This window comes from Hyphomonas sp. (assembly GCF_046313975.1).
Taxonomy (GTDB): Bacteria; Pseudomonadota; Alphaproteobacteria; order Caulobacterales; family Hyphomonadaceae; genus Hyphomonas.
In genome coordinates this window covers 35111-50655 of record NZ_JBKBXB010000016.1, presented here as the reverse complement: position 1 = coordinate 50655, position 15545 = coordinate 35111, and the positions used below count along the sequence as shown (strand labels likewise).

The following is a 15545-nucleotide window of genomic DNA, read 5'->3' as shown; positions in this document are numbered from 1 at the left end:
ACCCTGATCTGATATTCTGATGCTTGTGCGCGTGTGGGCGGGCGATACAACCCGCGCATGATCCGCAATCCCTTCGGCACATCTACTTCCGGTGCGGTCGCCATCCTGGGCGGCGGCATTATCGGGCTGTCGATTGCGTATGAGCTGGCGGTGCGGCGCGGGCTGGACGTGACAGTGTTTGATCCGCGCGCCCCGGGACACGGGGCGAGCTGGGCGGCGGCGGGGATGCTGGCGCCGGCCTTCGAGGCGGCGGCGGAGCCGGGCGTGCATGCGGGGCTGTTCGATCTTTGCATGGCGAGCGCGGCGCTGTGGCCGGACTTTGCGGCGGAGCTGGCGGCGCGGGCGGGCCGCGAGGTCGGGTTTGATGCGGCGCCGTCACTGGCGGCAGCGCTGGACGCGGGGCAGATGGCGCGGCTGTCGGGGATTGCGGAGACGCTGGCGGCGCGCGGGGTGGCGCATGAGGTGCTGGGCGCAGAGGCGCTGCGGGCGTGCGAGCCGGCGCTGAGCGAAGCGGTGCTCGGCGGGATGGAACTGCCGACGGATTTCCGGGTGCATAACCGGCGGGTGGTGGAGGCGCTGCTGGTGGTGCTCCGGGCTTCAAGGAATGTGAAGTTTGTGGACGGGGCCGCGCTGCTGAAGTCCGTAGGCGGACGGGTTCAGCTGGATGGGCATGGCGCCATCATCGCGGCGGCGGGCTGGGAGACGGCGATCATCAAGGTGGAAGAGCGCGGGGCGTGCTACAGCCTCGTGAACTGGGATACGGCGCTGGATGATATCGACTGCCATGGGGGGCAAATGCTGGCGGTGGAGGCATGCCCCGGCGCGCCGCTGAGGGTGGTGCGGGCGGGGCATGTGTATCTTGTGCCGCGCGGCGGGCAGGTGGTGATCGGCGCGACGGTGGAGCCGGGGCGGGTGATCGAGGCGGCCGAGCCGGAGGCGATTGCGGCGCTGCAGGCGGAGGCTGCGCGGCTCTGCCCGGGGCTGGCGGGGTCGGCAGTGACCGAGCATTGGGCCGGTGTACGGCCGGGCACGCCGGACCATGCGCCCTTCCTGGGTGAGACGGTGACACCGGGACTGTTCGTCGCGGCGGGGCATTATCGCAACGGCATTCTGCTGGCGCCCGTGACCGCGCAGATCCTGGCGGATGCGGTGACGGGCAAGGCGCCGGGCGCGCTGGCGGCGGCGTTCACCACGCGGCGGGCATACACCGTCCCGGCGTGAGGCTGGACGCGCCGATAGCTCAGCCCTAAGTGTCCCCCGCAAAGGGAGACAGAACATGCACACGATCCGCCCGATGACCGAGGATCAGCAGGCGATCCGCGATGCGGTCGCAAAGACGCTGGAGCCATTCGACGACGCCTATTGGGCGAAGACCGACGAGACGGGCGAATGGCCGGAAGAGTTCTGCGCCGCGATGGCGAAGGGCGGCTGGATGGGCATCGCCTTTCCGGAAGAATATGGCGGCGCAGGTCTGGGCCTGACCGAGGCCGCAATCATGATGCAGACGGTGACGCGCACCGGCGCGGGCTTCTCCGGCGCCTCGGCAATCCACCTCAACATCTTCGGGCCGAAGCCGCTGGAGAAGTTCGGCAATCCGGAACTGAAGCGCGAGAACCTGCCGAAGATCATCTCCGGCGAGGAGAAGATGTGCTTCGCGGTGACCGAGCCGAACTCCGGGTTGGATACGTCGAGCCTCGAGACCAAGGCGGAGCGGACGAACACTGGCTATGTCATCAATGGCCGGAAGATCTGGACGACGGGTGCTCAGCGTGCGGACAAGATCCTGATCATCGCGCGCACCACGCCGAAGGATCAATGCTCGAAGCCGCACCTCGGACTGTCGCTGTTTTACACTGATCTCGACCGGGGCAAGATCGAGGCCAAGCCGATCCCGAAGATGGGCCGCAAGGCGGTGGAGTGCAATGCGCTGTTTATCGACGGGCTGGAAGTGCCGAAGGAGCACCTGATCGGCGAGGAAGGCGCGGGCTTCAAATACCTTCTGCAGGGGCTGAACCCGGAGCGTGTGCTGTTTGCGGTGGAGTCGGTTGGCCTCGGCTTTGCGGCGCTGGAGCGGGCGGCGCGCTACGCCAACGAGCGCGTCGTGTTCGGCCGGCCGATCGGGCAAAACCAGGGCATCCAGCATCCGCTGGCCAAGGCGTGGGCAGAGCTGTCGGCGGCGGAGCTGCTCGCCTACAAGGCGGCGGCGCTTTACGATGCGGGCGAGGAATGCGGTGCGGAAGCGAACGCGGCGAAATATCTCGGCACGGAAGCGGGCTTCTCGGCCTGCGAGACGGCGGTGCTGACGCATGGCGGCATGGGCTATGCGCGCGAGTATCATGTCGAGCGCATGATGCGCGAGGCGATGCTGGCGCGGATCGCGCCGGTGAGCCGCGAAATGATCCTGAATTTTATTGCCGAGCGTGTGCTGGGATTGCCGAAGAGCTATTGATCCGCAGGCGGATCACATGGCGTCGGCGCCCTTCATCAGCTGGAAGAATTCTTCCTTGCTGTTGGTGCGTGGGTAGGGCGTATCCGGAACGGGCACACCAAGGAAGGCGCAGAGCGGTTCCCAGCCATCTTTGGCGGAGTGAACCAGCAGGCGGCTTGCCGGTATCTCGGCTTTCACGGCGGCCTCTTGTGCGTGGAAGGCGGCGATGACGCTGTCTTTGTCAAACGAGGGGCCAAGGCTGCGATGAATGACTTTCAGCACCATGTTGAACCATTCGACGGCTGGTGGCGGCCAGTTATCCGGAGCGGTCAGAGTTGAGAGGATGGTCTGGGATATACTGTCATACCAGCTCTCGGCTGAGCGGGTGGACAGGATCACCTTGGCGTCGGGATAGGCAACGGCCAGTTCGCGCCAGAAGGCAGCGGTGGGCCAGTCCACGGCCGCACTGTAGCCTTTGTAGATGGCGCCGAAATCTGCCCTGCCTTCGACCGCCGCGTTCCAGAGCGGCACCTGCACGGGGCCGTTCTCGATCACTTCCTTCATGTGATGGCACGGCCCGAAGCCGATTTCCTCGAGCGCGAGCTTGAGTGACAGCGTGCCTGTGCGGCCGAAACCGGCGCTGAATACCTTGATGGTCATGGGCATCCCCCTGTGCTCTAGCGCTTGTGAACCGTGAATAGCATACCGAGGGACAAGTCCGAAGACCCCGGTCCGGCGTCCGCGAAACCTGCCTAGCGCTTCGCGAAGAAGCGGGCGACGCCGATGGCGCCGGCGAGGATGGAGCCGATACCGCCGAGGAGCACGAACAGGGGGTTGGCCTGATCTGCGAAGGCTATGGCGCGGTTGAGGCCCGAGACCTTGACCGTGACCGTGTCGCGATAGGTGCGCAGGGGCGTGACCGCGTCCGTGTCGATGGCGAAGATTTCGAAGGTGAGGTCATGGTCGCCCGCAGTGAGTGGGGTGACGGACCAGCGCCAGGTATTCTCCGTGAGCGGAGAAAGCGTCTGGATCAGCGGCGAGGTCTGCTCGATGCGGAAGCTCGCGCCGGAGAGGCGCACCTCAACGCGGTCGGAGACTTTCGCGGTGCCTTCCTCAATCACGCCGCGGCCGGGGAGGGCATCGGCGGCGGTCGTGTCGCCTGTGGCATCGATGGCGAAGGTGACGTTGAAGGGGCGCTTGTACTCGGCAGAGGCCGGGGTCTCGTGCGCGATGGGAACGGTCTGCAGCTTGTCCGCGAAGGAGGCCTTCGGCTCCGGGATGACCGCGGCGGGTTCGCCGGCCGCATCGGGCGCCGGTATGCTGCGCGCCGCCGGGGCGGGGCCTTCTTCCATCTGCGTCTGGAACATGAAGCCGATTTCGTCATCGGTGAGGGCGGGCTCACCCGTCTCGGCGGGGGCCTCGGCGGCATCTGAGGGCTCGGCTGCCGGCGGCGCGGCTCTCAGCGCCGTGTCGTCAGGCTGGGGTTCAGCCGAGGCGATTTCGACGGCGGCCTCTTCTTCCGGAATCGCAGATTCTGTCGCCACCATTTCCTCATATGGCGCACCGGCGGGCGTGGAGAGCTCTGCCGTTTCCGTGTCGAAGTTTTCCAGCAGGGCGGCGCCCCCGAAACCGGCGGCCAGCAACCCGGCAATCACGAGCAGGACGGACAGGATGCGCATCATGGCTTCGGTCTCCCCAATTCCGGGTCAGTCTACAGAGGATCAGGCGGCAGGACTACTGCCCCGGCTCGCCTCGTAGAATGCAATTGCGGCAGCATTGGACACGTTGAGGCTTTCCATCGCAGCGGCAATCGGGATGCGGGCGAGTTCGGCGCAGGCCTTTGCAACGCCGGGGCGCAGGCCCGGGCCTTCGGCGCCGAGGACGATGGCAAGCTTCGTCGCGCCTTTCACCGCGAGGTCGAGCGGGCGGGTGCTCTCGCCGGCAAGGCCGACGGTGTGGAAGCCGGCTTCCCCCAACTGTTCGAGGGCGCGGGAGATGTTGACCGTGCGCACTTCGGTGACGGTTTCGATGGCGCCCGCCGCGCTCTTGGCGACGACGCCGGTGATCGGCGGGGCGTTGCGGCTCTGTAGCACGAGGCCGGTGAAGCCAAAGGCGGCGGCGGAGCGGAAGATGGCGCCGAGATTGTGGGGGTCGGAGACCTGGTCGAGCACGGCGATGCGGGTGGCGCCCTCAGCGATCAGGTCTTCGAGGGCGGCAGGCTCCAGCGGGTCGGCCTTGACGGCGATGCCCTGGTGGACGGCGCCGGGCGGCAGGCGCTGGTCGAGTTCCTTGCCGGTGACGACCTGCGGCTGGATCTGGGTGCGGGGCAGGCGCTGGGCGGCGTTCTCGGTGACCAGCAGCTGGTGGAAGCGCCGGTCGGGGTTGGCGAGGGCGGCCATGACGGCATGCGTGCCCCACAGCCAGACGGGGCCGCCTTCGGTTTCCCGCTCGGGACGGTGGAAGACGGGCTGTTCGGGCCGGCTGGGACCATTTCCGGGGGGCCTGCGACCGGGCCGCTTTGGATGGTTGCGCGCCATGAGGATCATCCTTATAAGGCCGCTTCCGGCGTGGATCGGGGCTGTCTGACAGCCCTATGAAACGACGGCGCGGCGGCGTCAAATGGCGTTGGCGCGGGGCCGTGGAGGGATTGGAGAGTGGTTAAATCCACCAGACTGTAAATCTGGCCGCCTAGCGTACGCTGGTTCGAATCCAGCTCCCTCCACCACCCCGCCTCAGCCATCGGCGCAGCACAAGCCCTGATGGGCGGGTATAGCATAATGGTAATGCACTAGCCTTCCAAGCTATGTATGTCGGTTCGATTCCGTCTACCCGCTCCAGTCCGGACCTGCCGTCCCTGCGGTAACTGAACCCACCTGTAAGATTTCCGGCAGCGACAGGCAGTTGCGCTGCGGCCCGGTTCCGGCTTGTCTGTTACAGGCTGATAATATTGCCAGGGACCCCGGATGCTCGCGCCGATACTCGAAAGCTCTGCCTTCCAGATCGGCTTCGTGCTGGTGCTGGTGGTGATTGTCTTCTTCGGCTTCGTCCGGGAGAAGCTGCCGGCGGACATCGTCGCGCTGCTGGCGATGGGCGCGCTGATGCTGACGGGCATTCTCTCGGTCAGCGATACGCTGTCGGTGTTTTCAAACTCTGCGCCGATCACGGTGGGGGCGATGTTCGTGCTCTCCGCCGCGCTGGAGCGGACCGGGGTGATCGACTGGGTGGGCCGCAAGGTGGCGTCCCTGGCGCAGCGCGGGTCGCCGACGCTGGCGGTGATCGCGCTGATGTTCGGCGTGGTGCTGCTGTCGGCTTTCATCAACAACACGCCGGTTGTGATCATCCTGATCCCGGTGGCGATCCGGCTGGCGCAGGCGATCAAGGTGGCGCCGTCGAAACTGCTGATGCCGCTCTCCTTCGCCGCCATATTCGGCGGCACGACGACGCTGATCGGCACATCCACCAACATTCTCGTTGATGGCGTCGCTCAGCGCCAGGGCATGCCGGCCTTCGGCATGTTCGAGATCACGCTGGCGGGGCTGATGTTTGCCGGTGTGGGTATTCTGTACACGGCCATTCTTGGCCCGTTTCTGCTGCCGAAGCGGGAATCGCTGAGCTCCCTGCTGCCCGACCAGAAAGAGCGCCGGTTCACGGCGCAGATCCTGATCCCGCTCGACTCGGCCCTGATCGGCAAGAAGATCGGCGAGACCGGGTTTACCGCCGAGAAGGGCTTCACCGTCATCGACGTTTTCCGCGAGGGCCTGTCGCTGCGGGCCAACCTCAAGGGCATCGTGCTGCAAGCGGGTGACCGGATGGTGCTGCGTTCACCAGTGTCAGAGATGCTGACGCTGAAGGAAGCCGGCAACGTGGCCCTCGGCGCGCAGGCGAATGCGCCGGCTTCGTTCGAGCCGGTGCAGACGACAGAGACGGTGATCATGGAAGGCGTGATCGGGCCGCAGTCGCGCCTGATCGGACGCCGCCTCGCCGGGATCGGTCTTGCGCGCCTCTACGGTGTTTACGTCCTGGCGATCCACCGGCGCGGCGAGAACATGGCGCGCCAGATTGACGAGCTGCGCTTCGAGGTCGGCGACACGGTGCTGATCGAAGGCCCGCCCGCCGGCATGCGGCAGATGTTTGAGGACGGCGTTCTCAACAACCTCACTGAAAGCACCGAGCGCGCCATCCGGCGCGACAAGGCGCCGATCGCGGTGGGCGCCGTGCTGCTGGTGATGGGGCTGGCGGCAATCGAGCTGATGCCGATTGCGGGCCTTGCGCTGATTGCAGCGACGGCGGTGGTCGCTTTCGGCTGCCTCGACCACCAGGAAGCCTACCAGTCGATCCAGTGGGATATCCTGATGCTGATCTTCGGCATGCTGGCCCTTGGCATCGGGCTGGAGAAGACAGGCGCAGCTGCGCTGATTGTCGGTTTTCTCGCGACGATTTCGCAGGGCATGGGGCCGCTGGTGTTGCTGATCATCGTCTATGCCTTCACCTCGATTGTCACCGAGGTCATGAGCAACAATGCTGCGGCGATCCTGATCACGCCGCTGGCCATCGGCCTCGCGCAGCAGATCGGGATTGATCCGCGCCCGTTCATCGTGGCCGTGATGTTTGCTGCCAGCGCGAGCTTTGCGACCCCCATCGGCTACCAGACCAATACGCTCGTCTACCGGGCGGGCGGGTATAAATTCATGGATTTCGTGAAGTTCGGCTCGCCCCTGAACTGGATTTTCATCGCGGTCGCCGCGGTCGTGATTCCGATCTTCTGGCCGCTGGTTCCTGTTGCGCCATAAGGCATTTGCCGGTTTTTCGGGCAGGCCGGAGCGGAAGTGCCGGAGGATCGGGCAGCACAATCTGCAGGCAGCTCCTCACGCGAACCCCGTTGAGCCCCGCTGAATCCCGCGTAATGTCACTGGCATGGGAGAAACTCCGACGTTTTTCAATGAGATGGATGGGGGCGGTGAACGCCCGCGCACGCCCTATGCCCGCTATGGCGACTGGTTTGCGGCCGAACCGCCCGAAAGGCTGAGGCGCAAGGCCCGGGAAGCCGAAACCTTCTTCCGGCGCACCGGCATCACCTTTAACGTCTATGGCGCAGCCGATGCCGACGAACGGCTGATCCCGTTCGATATCGTGCCGCGGATCATTTCGGCGCGCGAATGGGCAAAGTTGACACGCGGGATCGAGCAGCGGGTGCGCGCGATCAATGCCTTCCTGCACGACATCTACCACCGTCAGGAAATCCTGCGGGCGGGGCGCGTGCCGGTCGAGCTGATCGAGAACAATGATGCCTTCCTGCCGAAGATGATCGGCGTTGCGCCGCCCGGCGGCATCTATACGCATATCGTCGGCGTCGACCTTGTCCGCACCAGCGAGAACGAATTCTTCGTGCTGGAGGACAATGCCCGCACACCGTCCGGTGTCTCCTATATGCTGGAGAATCGGGAGACGATGCTGCAGATGTTCCCGGAACTGTTCACGAAGATCCGTGTACGGCCGGTGAGCGATTATCCGAAGATGCTGCGCCGGTCTCTCTCCGCCTGCGCGCCGCCCGCGTGCAAGGGCCGGCCGGTGGTGGCGGTGCTGACGCCGGGCATTCATAACTCGGCCTATTACGAGCACGCCTTCCTTGCCGACCAGATGGGCGCCGAACTGGTGGAGGGGCACGACCTGCGCGTGGTCGATGGCCGCATCGCGATGCGCACAACGCTTGGCTACACGCCGATCGATGTGCTCTACCGCCGCGTAGATGACGACTATCTCGACCCGCTGAATTTCCGTTCGGATTCCTTCCTCGGCGTGCCAGGCATCCTGGATGTCTACCGCTCCGGCGGGATCACCATCGCCAATGCGCCTGGCACCGGCATCGCCGATGACAAGGCGATCTATTCCTACATGCCGGACATCGTGCAGTTCTATACCGGCGAGAAACCGATCCTGAAGAATGTGCCGACCTGGCGCTGTTCGGAAGCCTCATCGCTTGCCTATGTGCTGGAGCATCTGAGCGAGCTGGTGGTGAAGGAAGTGCACGGCTCCGGCGGCTATGGCATGCTGGTCGGACCGGCGGCATCGAAGAAGGAGATCGAGGCGTTCCGCGCGAAGCTTACGGCGAAGCCCGGCAATTATATCGCGCAGCCGACGCTCGCGCTCTCGACCGTGCCGATCCTGACGCGCGCTGGTCTCGCGCCGCGGCATGTAGACCTGCGCCCGTTTGTGCTGATGTCGCCGGAAGGCATCGAGATCACGCCCGGCGGCCTGACGCGCGTGGCGCTGAAGAAGGGCTCGCTGGTCGTCAATTCGAGCCAGGGCGGCGGCACCAAAGATACCTGGGTTCTGGAGGACTAGGCGGCATGCTGGGCAAGACCGCAGGGGGCCTCTTCTGGATGTTCCGCTATCTCGAGCGGGCGGAGAATACCGCGCGCCTCGCCGATGCGGGATTCCGCATTGCGCTGACGCGGTCCGACCATGCTGAGGATGAGTGGGCCTCGATCATCGACACAGCCTCGGCGCGCAAGGCCTTTCTGGAGTCCGGCGGTAAGTTCGATGGGCCGAGCGTCATCAACTTCCTGCTGCGCGACAGCGCGAACCCGTCGAGCGTGCTCTCGGTGACGGAGGCGGCGCGCAACAATGCGCGGCTCGTGCGCACGGCGCTGACGCGCGAAGTGTGGGAAGCGGTCAACGAGACCTGGATCAAGCAGAAGGCCGCGCTCGCCCGGCCGGTGCGCGAGACCGACCTGCCGGATGTGCTGGGGCTGATCCGCAGCCAGAGCGCGCTGGTGCGCGGTGCCACCGTCGGCACGATGCTGCGCAACGACATCTACAATTTCGCCCGCATCGGCACCTTCGTGGAGCGCGCCGACAATATCGCGCGCATCCTGGACGTGAAATATTATGTGCTCCTGCCTTCTGTGCAGCTGGTCGGCTCGACGCTGGACAATGTGCAATGGGAGACGATCCTGCGCGCCGCTTCGGCGGAGCGGTCCTTCCGCTGGTTGCACGGCGGCGAGACGCGGCCGCTGACGATTGCGGATTTCCTGATCCTCGACCGGCGGATGCCGCGCTCGCTGCTCTACTGCCTGCGAAAGATTGCCGGAAATCTCGGTCATCTGTGTGCGGATTATGGTGTGCGCCGCCCCAGCCTCGATGCCGCGCTGGAGCTGCGCGACCAGCTGGAGGACATGTCCATCGAGCAGGTGATGGAGCGCGGCCTGCATGAGTTCCTGACCAGCTTCATCCAGTCCAACAACGCCCTCGCCCGACAGGTCGAGGAAGACTTCCGTTTCAACAGGTGAGGGAAGATCGATGCGTCTGAGAATCCATCATGCCTCGCACTATCGCTACACCGCGCCGGTCTCCTACGGCCTGCTGCAGCTGCGCCAGACTCCCAAATCGCGCGCCGGCCAGCAGGTGCTCGGCTGGGAGCTGAAGATCGAAGGCGGCAAGGTCGAGGCAGAGTACGAAGACCAGAACGCCAACTGGGTGCAGCTGGTCAGCCTCACGCCGGGGGCCGAAGAGCTGGTGATCACCAGCGACGGCGAAGTCGAGGTGGAAGACAAGGCCGGCGTGATCGGCGTGCACCGCGGCTTTGCGCCGCTCTGGCTGTTCCGCCGGTCGACGCCGCTGACGCGCGCCGGGGCGCATGTGCGCAAGCTTGCCCGCGCCGCGCCGGATGCATCGGATGGCGACATCGCCCGGTTGCACGCGCTCGCCGGGCTGGTGCGCGAAGCGATCCGGTATGAGCCGGGCTGGACGGATGTGGACACCAGGGCGGAAGACGCGCTTGAGGCCGGCCACGGCGTCTGCCAGGACCATGCGCATGCGTTCATCTCGGCGGCGCGCCTGCTCGGCTATCCGGCGCGGTATGCGGGCGGCTACCTGATGATGAATGACCGGGTGAACCAGGATGCGGGCCATGCCTGGGCGGAGGTGCATGTCGACCGGCTCGGCTGGGTCGGTTTCGACATTTCCAACGCGATTTCCCCCGACAGCCGCTATGTTCGCGTGGCGACGGGTCTTGACTACCGCGAGGCGGCGCCTGTTTCTGGCATGCGGTTCGGCGCGGCGAGCGAATCGCTCGATGTCTCGATCCAGGTGCAGCAACAATAAGAAAGCCGAATAACGGTTCCCTCCCATGACCTATTGCGTCGGAATGAAGCTCAACGAAAGCCTGGTGTTCATGTCCGACACGCGGACGAATGCTGGCGTCGACAATATCTCGCGGTTCCGGAAACTGTTCACCTGGCAGGTGCCGGGCGAGCGGGTGATCGTGCTTATGACGGCGGGCAATCTCGCAACAACACAGGCCGTGGTCAGCCTGCTGGAGGAACGCACCAAGGCACCGTCTGAGCGCCGGCCCTCGATCCTCGAAATGCCGACCATGTTCCAGATTGCGCGCCATGTCGGCGATACGCTGAAGGATGTGATCCAGTCCAACGCGCCGACCGGGCAGAAGGCGGACTCGACCTTCAACTCGACGCTGATCCTCGGCGGGCAGGTGAAGGGCATGGAGCCGCGCCTGTTCATGATCTATCCGGAAGGTAATTTCATCGAGGCGAGCGACGACACGCCTTTCTTCCAGATCGGCGAGACGAAGTATGGCCGGCCGATCCTGGTGCGCGCCTACGATCCGGGCATGAGCACGGAGGAGGCGGTGAAGCTGCTGATGGTGTCGTTCGATTCCACCATCAAGGCGAACCTCTCGGTCGGCCTGCCGCTGGACCTTCAGGTGGTGGATACCGATACCCTGCGTCTCGGCAAGTCGAAACGGATTGAGGCGGAGGATCCCTATTACCGCCAGATTTCCAGCGGATGGGGCGAGGCGCTGAAGAAAGCGTTCGACTCGCTGCCGCCCTTCAGGTTTTGAAGAGACACAGGAGCCCGCCCGCTGCTGCGTGTGGCTTGTACAGGAGACACGCATGAAACTGCTCTTTGCCGCTCTGGCTGCCGGCAGCTGCCTCACGCTTCCGGCTTTCGCGGAAAACGGAACATGGAAGGGCGAGGGTTCTTTCAGCGCCGGGCTGAACACCGGCAATACCGAGACGAGTGATCTGGGCATCGGCGTGAAAATGGCGCGCGAGACGCAGGCCTGGAAGAACAGTGCGGAGCTTTTCGCCGACTATGGCACCAAGAATGGCAGCCAGACCAAGAATCGTCTCTTTATTGCTGGTCAGACCAACCGTGTACTGAATGATGATGCCTTCGTGTTCGCGCGCGTTTCGCACGAGGTGGACGAGTTTTCGGCTTTCGACAGCCGTTCTTTTGTCGGCGGCGGGGCAGGCTGGCAGGTGTTTGACGGGCCGGCGGCGAAATGGTCGCTGGAAGGGGGGCCGGGCCTGAAGTTCGACAAGGTGAAGGAAACCACGACCGGCAATCCGCCGGTAACGGTGTCGGCGCGCACAGACGAGTCCTTCTCCTTCATCGCTGCCTCGAAGCTCGGCTATACGCTCAATGATGCGGTGAAGTTCGGCAACGATACGAACGTGCTCTATGCCGACACCTCCACCCAGATCGGCAACAAGACGAGCCTGACCGCGATGCTGACCAAAAGCCTGTCCGCCCGCTTCTCCTTTGAAGTGCGCCACGACACGGCCCCAAAGCCTGGCTTCGAGGAAACCGATACGGCAACGCGCATGTCGATCGTTTACGCCTTCGGCGGCTGAGGCGCGGCTATTCTTTCCGGCTGAACACTATAGATGCATCACCGAAGGGCGCGCGATAACGTGCCAGCCTTTCGGCTGAAATCGTGCGCAGGCCGGCAACGGGCTCGAGCACGACAAATCTGTCACCCTCGTATCCGGCGACGAGGACATAGTGGTTCAGCATCGCGCGGCTCGTCTTTTCGGAAAGCCAGGCTGTCCGTGAGGTGATGAATTCCGCGGGAAAGCCGAGGACAGGAATGTTCATTCCGGGCAGTTGGCGGGTCTGGACGTATACGGAGGGAAGATTGACGGGCACCAGCACGGGCCTGCCCGCCTCCAGCTCATCGATCAGTCCCTCCGGCGGAAGCCGCACGGCGCTCGCAAGCAGGCCATTGTCGCCGGCGAGTGAGAGTAGCTCGGTCATCGAATATCCGTTCACGGTGTCGGCGGGCGGCGTGCGCGCAAACAGGTCCGCGCCGCGGACGGTACCGGCGCCGTGCCAGTAATTGATCAGGCTGGCGAGGGCATGCGCGCCGCAGGCTGCGCCGTCTTCCTGCGGATCATGCACGAGCAGCAGGAGAAGGGTTTCTGGTGGGTCAACCGCCGCGCCAAACAATTCGAAACTGTTCTGGCTGGTGCGCGCCGCAAAGGTGGCCGGATCGGAAGCGGGGTGTATGGCGCAGGCACTCAGTCCGAGCGCCAGCGCCATACTGAAGGCAGGCCGCATCGTCAGACGACGGAGGCAATCACAACGACGATGGCGACAAGGCCGATGAGCGCCAGGATGTTGTTGTTGGTGAGGCCGGCATTGTAGGCCTCCGCCTCTTCGGGCGTCAGCACCTGCACCTGATAGCCCTGCTCCTGCCAGGCGCGCACTTCAGCCGTTTCGGCTTCGGTGAGGCCATAGCGGGCAAGCTCGCTGTCGGAGAAGGTCTGTGCCGGTACACTGCGGAACTGCGATGCCGGCGTTTGCGCCATGGCCAGCGGCACAGCGATCTGGGACAGGGCGAAGCTTAGCGCAATCGCGGTGGGAAGACGAATTTTCATATGTGGATTCCTCTGCGTTTGTTGGAACAAAACCGTTCGGAAGCGACCCCCGGCTTGATGAAGCCCGTGTCACTGAAAGCAATCGTCGCCGCAAAATCCGCCGGGTCAAGCGAATTAGGCCCGCAAATGTCGCAGATTTGACCGATCAGGCGAAATGTTTCGAAAGTTTAAGGCTCTGGCCCTGATAATTCGAGCCTTTTCCGCCATAAAGCGATGCCGGCCGCGCGGTCATCGGCTCGTAAATCAGTTTCGCAACCGGCTGTCCGTGCTCCAGAATGAAGGGCACATCGCGCGATCGCACTTCCAGCACGGCGCGGCTGCCGCCCTTGTTGATGCCGAAACCCGGATCGAAAAATCCGGCATAGTGCGCGCGGAACTCGCCAAGCTCCGGTGCGATGGGCGCCATCTCGGCGGCTTCATCGGGCGCGACCTTCACGGTCTCGCGGCTGACGAGGATGTAGAATTCCTCCGGGTTCAGAACAATTCGTCCGTCGCGCGGATAAACAGGTTCCCAGAATTGTGCCGCTTCGTGCGCGCCGATGCCGCGCAGGTCGACGATGCCGGAATGATGTTTCGCGCGCCAGCCTGCGGGTTGTCCCGGCGGCGGCTCGAGATCGATGGAGACGACCTTCTCTTTCAGTTGTTCGGGCTTCTTCCGCTTGAAGCGGATCTGCGCGAGCCGGTCGCCGGGGCGCACCATGATCGGGAAGGTGCGCGGGCTGACTTCCAGGTAGAGCGGACCTGAATAGCCCGTCGGCACTTCGTCGAAGGCGCGGCTCTTGTTGGTGACGAGGCGGGTGAACACGTCGATACGCCCGGTCGAACTCTTCGGGTTCGCGCGCGCTGCAAGACCGGCAGGCAGGCGCAGGGATTCCATCAGGGGCACGAGATAGACGCAGCCGGTTTCCAGCACGGCGCCCTGCGCGGTCAGGTCGATCCGGTGCATGTGGATGCCGGGCTCCTGCAGCATGTCGGCCACCGACCGGTCCTTGCCCGGCAGGAAGCTCGCGCGCACGCGGTAGGCATCCACCGACAGGCGCAGGTCAAGGCTGGCCGGCTGGACCTGACCCGGCTCCAACGGCTCGCTTACGCGGATGGCCCCATCGGCCAGCAGCGCCTCGATTTCGAAATCGGGAATAACCCCGCTAATATCAGCCATTACTTGCACCCTGTAGGTCTCAGGCATAAGACCCCGCTCAGGAAACACAAGGACGCGTGCTGCCATGGCCGATTCACCTGGCTCAGATGACCCTAAAGGCTGGAAACCTGCGACCCAGGCGGTGCGCGGGGGCCTGATGCGGTCGCAGCATGGCGAGATTTCCGAGGCGATCTTCCTCACCTCCGGCTATGCCTATGATTCGGCCGAGCAGGCCGAGGCCCGCATGGCCGGCAAGGAGCCGGGCTTCGTCTATTCCCGCTATGGCAGCCCGACTGCCGAGATGCTGCAGCAGCGCCTCGCCCTGATCGAGGGCGCCGAGGCCTGCCGCGTCACCGGTTCCGGCATGGGCGCCATCTCCACCGCGATCATGGCGCCGCTGAAGGCGGGCGACCGGGTTGTGGCCGCGACCGCCTTGTTCGGCTCCTGCCGCTGGATCCTCGCCAACCAGATGCCGAAGTTCGGCATCGAGACCGTGTTCGTGGACGGCGCCGACATGGCGGCATGGGAGCGCGAGATCGGCAAGGGCTGCCAGCTGGTGCTGATCGAGACGCCCGCGAACCCCTTGCTTGACGGCATAAACATCGCGGCGGTGGCCAAGCTGTGCAAGGCCGCCGGCGCGCTCCTGGTGGTGGACAATGTGTTCGCAACGCCGGTGCTGCAACGCCCGTTCGAACTCGGCGCGGACGTGGTTGCCTATTCCGCCACCAAGCATATGGACGGGCAGGGCCGCGTGCTCGCCGGGGCCATCCTCGCCAGCGAGAAGCTGATCACGGAGACCTATGATCCGTGGCTGCGCCACATGGGCCCCGCCTGTTCGCCGTTCAATGCCTGGGTCGTGCTGAAGGGGCTCGAGACGATGCAGCTGCGTGTTGAAGCGCAGAGCCGCAATGCCGCGCGCCTTGCCGATGTGGTGGCAACCCATCCGGCGGTCGCCGCCGTGCGCTATCCGCACCGCAAGGATCACCCACATTACGAAATTCACAGGAAGCAGATGCTCTCCGGCGGCACGCTGCTCGCGCTGTCGATCAAGGGCGGGCAGGCGGCAGCGTTCCGTTTCCTCAACGGACTGAAGATTGCCGATATCTGCAACAATCTCGGCGACACCAAGACGCTCGCCTGCCACCCTTCGACTACCACGCACCGCGCTCTCACCGATGCCGAACAGGCCGCGATGGGGCTCGACCGCAGCTGGGTTCGCGTGTCGGTAGGGCTTGAGGATGTATCCGATCTTGAGGCAGACTTCATCGGCGCACTGGGCGCCGTGTAGATTCGCAAA

The 15545-nt window shown here is 64.7% G+C and carries 15 protein-coding genes and 2 tRNA genes; 11 read left to right on the top strand and 6 right to left on the bottom strand.

Annotated elements, in window-relative coordinates; genetic code table 11:
* The first annotated feature begins 57 nt into the window (after positions 1-57).
* Positions 58-1221 (top strand): NAD(P)/FAD-dependent oxidoreductase, encoded by a 1164-nt coding sequence (locus tag ACK4TE_RS07845; RefSeq protein WP_409910940.1) that lies wholly within the window; start codon positions 58-60, stop codon positions 1219-1221.
* A gap of 55 nt (positions 1222-1276) precedes the next feature.
* Positions 1277-2449, top strand: a complete 1173-nt coding sequence (locus tag ACK4TE_RS07840; RefSeq protein ID WP_409910939.1) for an acyl-CoA dehydrogenase family protein — start codon at positions 1277-1279, stop codon at positions 2447-2449.
* A gap of 12 nt (positions 2450-2461) precedes the next feature.
* On the opposite strand, the gene ACK4TE_RS07835 is transcribed toward ACK4TE_RS07840, so the two are convergent.
* The 3 genes from ACK4TE_RS07835 to ACK4TE_RS07825 all read right to left on the bottom strand — a co-directional run bounded on the left by ACK4TE_RS07835 (position 2462) and on the right by ACK4TE_RS07825 (position 4965).
* Positions 2462-3088: a sulfotransferase family protein gene (locus ACK4TE_RS07835; protein WP_409910938.1), complete on the bottom strand. Its 627-nt coding sequence runs from the start codon at positions 3086-3088 to the stop codon at positions 2462-2464.
* Positions 3089-3180: 92 nt separating this feature from the next.
* On the bottom strand, positions 3181-4110 hold the full coding sequence (locus ACK4TE_RS07830; RefSeq protein ID WP_409910937.1) for a hypothetical protein: 930 nt from the start codon (positions 4108-4110) through the stop codon (positions 3181-3183).
* Positions 4111-4149: 39 nt separating this feature from the next.
* Positions 4150-4965 (bottom strand): TrmH family RNA methyltransferase, encoded by an 816-nt coding sequence (locus ACK4TE_RS07825; protein ID WP_409910936.1) that lies wholly within the window; start codon positions 4963-4965, stop codon positions 4150-4152.
* 103 nt (positions 4966-5068) lie between these two features.
* Here ACK4TE_RS07825 and ACK4TE_RS07820 point away from each other — a divergent pair.
* From ACK4TE_RS07820 to ACK4TE_RS07785, 8 genes are all read left to right on the top strand, one after another.
* Positions 5069-5153: transfer RNA gene (locus ACK4TE_RS07820), tRNA-Tyr, on the top strand.
* Positions 5154-5191: 38 nt separating this feature from the next.
* Positions 5192-5265, top strand: a tRNA-Gly gene (locus ACK4TE_RS07815).
* A 126-nt stretch (positions 5266-5391) separates the two neighbouring features.
* On the top strand, positions 5392-7218 hold the full coding sequence (locus ACK4TE_RS07810; RefSeq protein WP_409910935.1) for an SLC13 family permease: 1827 nt from the start codon (positions 5392-5394) through the stop codon (positions 7216-7218).
* A gap of 124 nt (positions 7219-7342) precedes the next feature.
* A complete protein-coding gene (locus ACK4TE_RS07805; RefSeq protein WP_409910934.1) occupies positions 7343-8770 on the top strand; it encodes a circularly permuted type 2 ATP-grasp protein in 1428 nt (475 codons plus the stop codon).
* Between the two features lie 5 nt (positions 8771-8775).
* Complete coding sequence (locus ACK4TE_RS07800; RefSeq protein ID WP_409910933.1) at positions 8776-9717, top strand: alpha-E domain-containing protein; 942 nt, start codon at positions 8776-8778, stop codon at positions 9715-9717.
* Positions 9718-9727: 10 nt separating this feature from the next.
* Complete coding sequence (locus tag ACK4TE_RS07795; RefSeq protein ID WP_409910932.1) at positions 9728-10531, top strand: transglutaminase domain-containing protein; 804 nt, start codon at positions 9728-9730, stop codon at positions 10529-10531.
* Positions 10532-10556: 25 nt separating this feature from the next.
* Positions 10557-11288 (top strand): peptidase, encoded by a 732-nt coding sequence (locus ACK4TE_RS07790; protein ID WP_409910931.1) that lies wholly within the window; start codon positions 10557-10559, stop codon positions 11286-11288.
* 52 nt (positions 11289-11340) lie between these two features.
* Positions 11341-12084 carry a YdiY family protein gene (locus ACK4TE_RS07785; protein ID WP_409910930.1) on the top strand — a complete coding sequence of 248 codons (744 nt, stop codon included), beginning with the start codon at positions 11341-11343 and terminating at the stop codon, positions 12082-12084.
* A gap of 7 nt (positions 12085-12091) precedes the next feature.
* On the opposite strand, the gene ACK4TE_RS07780 is transcribed toward ACK4TE_RS07785, so the two are convergent.
* The 3 genes from ACK4TE_RS07780 to ACK4TE_RS07770 form a co-directional block, all read right to left on the bottom strand.
* The gene (locus tag ACK4TE_RS07780) at positions 12092-12772 is read right to left on the bottom strand and encodes a hypothetical protein (RefSeq protein ID WP_409910929.1); all 681 of its coding nucleotides are present in this window, start codon (positions 12770-12772) and stop codon (positions 12092-12094) included.
* Between the two features lie 20 nt (positions 12773-12792).
* On the bottom strand, positions 12793-13110 hold the full coding sequence (locus ACK4TE_RS07775) for a hypothetical protein (protein WP_409910928.1): 318 nt from the start codon (positions 13108-13110) through the stop codon (positions 12793-12795).
* 145 nt (positions 13111-13255) lie between these two features.
* Positions 13256-14269 carry a 2'-deoxycytidine 5'-triphosphate deaminase gene (locus tag ACK4TE_RS07770; protein WP_409910927.1) on the bottom strand — a complete coding sequence of 338 codons (1014 nt, stop codon included), beginning with the start codon at positions 14267-14269 and terminating at the stop codon, positions 13256-13258.
* 64 nt (positions 14270-14333) lie between these two features.
* Here ACK4TE_RS07770 and metZ point away from each other — a divergent pair, with 64 nt between their 5' ends.
* Positions 14334-15536: an O-succinylhomoserine sulfhydrylase gene (gene metZ, locus ACK4TE_RS07765; protein WP_409910926.1), complete on the top strand. Its 1203-nt coding sequence runs from the start codon at positions 14334-14336 to the stop codon at positions 15534-15536.
* Positions 15537-15545: the final 9 nt, after the last annotated feature.

Excerpts from the sequence above, each read along its gene's own strand:
- ACK4TE_RS07845 (WP_409910940.1), top strand. The coding sequence starts at position 58 with ATGATCCGCAATCCCTTCGGCACATCTACTTCCGGTGCGGTCGCCATC.
- ACK4TE_RS07840 (WP_409910939.1), top strand. The coding sequence starts at position 1,277 with ATGCACACGATCCGCCCGATGACCGAGGATCAGCAGGCGATCCGCGAT.
- ACK4TE_RS07835 (WP_409910938.1), bottom strand. The coding sequence starts at position 3,088 with ATGACCATCAAGGTATTCAGCGCCGGTTTCGGCCGCACAGGCACGCTG.
- ACK4TE_RS07830 (WP_409910937.1), bottom strand. The coding sequence starts at position 4,110 with ATGATGCGCATCCTGTCCGTCCTGCTCGTGATTGCCGGGTTGCTGGCC.
- ACK4TE_RS07825 (WP_409910936.1), bottom strand. The coding sequence starts at position 4,965 with ATGGCGCGCAACCATCCAAAGCGGCCCGGTCGCAGGCCCCCCGGAAAT.
- ACK4TE_RS07810 (WP_409910935.1), top strand. The coding sequence starts at position 5,392 with ATGCTCGCGCCGATACTCGAAAGCTCTGCCTTCCAGATCGGCTTCGTG.
- ACK4TE_RS07805 (WP_409910934.1), top strand. The coding sequence starts at position 7,343 with ATGGGAGAAACTCCGACGTTTTTCAATGAGATGGATGGGGGCGGTGAA.
- ACK4TE_RS07800 (WP_409910933.1), top strand. The coding sequence starts at position 8,776 with ATGCTGGGCAAGACCGCAGGGGGCCTCTTCTGGATGTTCCGCTATCTC.
- ACK4TE_RS07795 (WP_409910932.1), top strand. The coding sequence starts at position 9,728 with ATGCGTCTGAGAATCCATCATGCCTCGCACTATCGCTACACCGCGCCG.
- ACK4TE_RS07790 (WP_409910931.1), top strand. The coding sequence starts at position 10,557 with ATGACCTATTGCGTCGGAATGAAGCTCAACGAAAGCCTGGTGTTCATG.
- ACK4TE_RS07785 (WP_409910930.1), top strand. The coding sequence starts at position 11,341 with ATGAAACTGCTCTTTGCCGCTCTGGCTGCCGGCAGCTGCCTCACGCTT.
- ACK4TE_RS07780 (WP_409910929.1), bottom strand. The coding sequence starts at position 12,772 with ATGGCGCTGGCGCTCGGACTGAGTGCCTGCGCCATACACCCCGCTTCC.
- ACK4TE_RS07775 (WP_409910928.1), bottom strand. The coding sequence starts at position 13,110 with ATGAAAATTCGTCTTCCCACCGCGATTGCGCTAAGCTTCGCCCTGTCC.
- ACK4TE_RS07770 (WP_409910927.1), bottom strand. The coding sequence starts at position 14,269 with ATGGCTGATATTAGCGGGGTTATTCCCGATTTCGAAATCGAGGCGCTG.
- metZ (WP_409910926.1), top strand. The coding sequence starts at position 14,334 with ATGGCCGATTCACCTGGCTCAGATGACCCTAAAGGCTGGAAACCTGCG.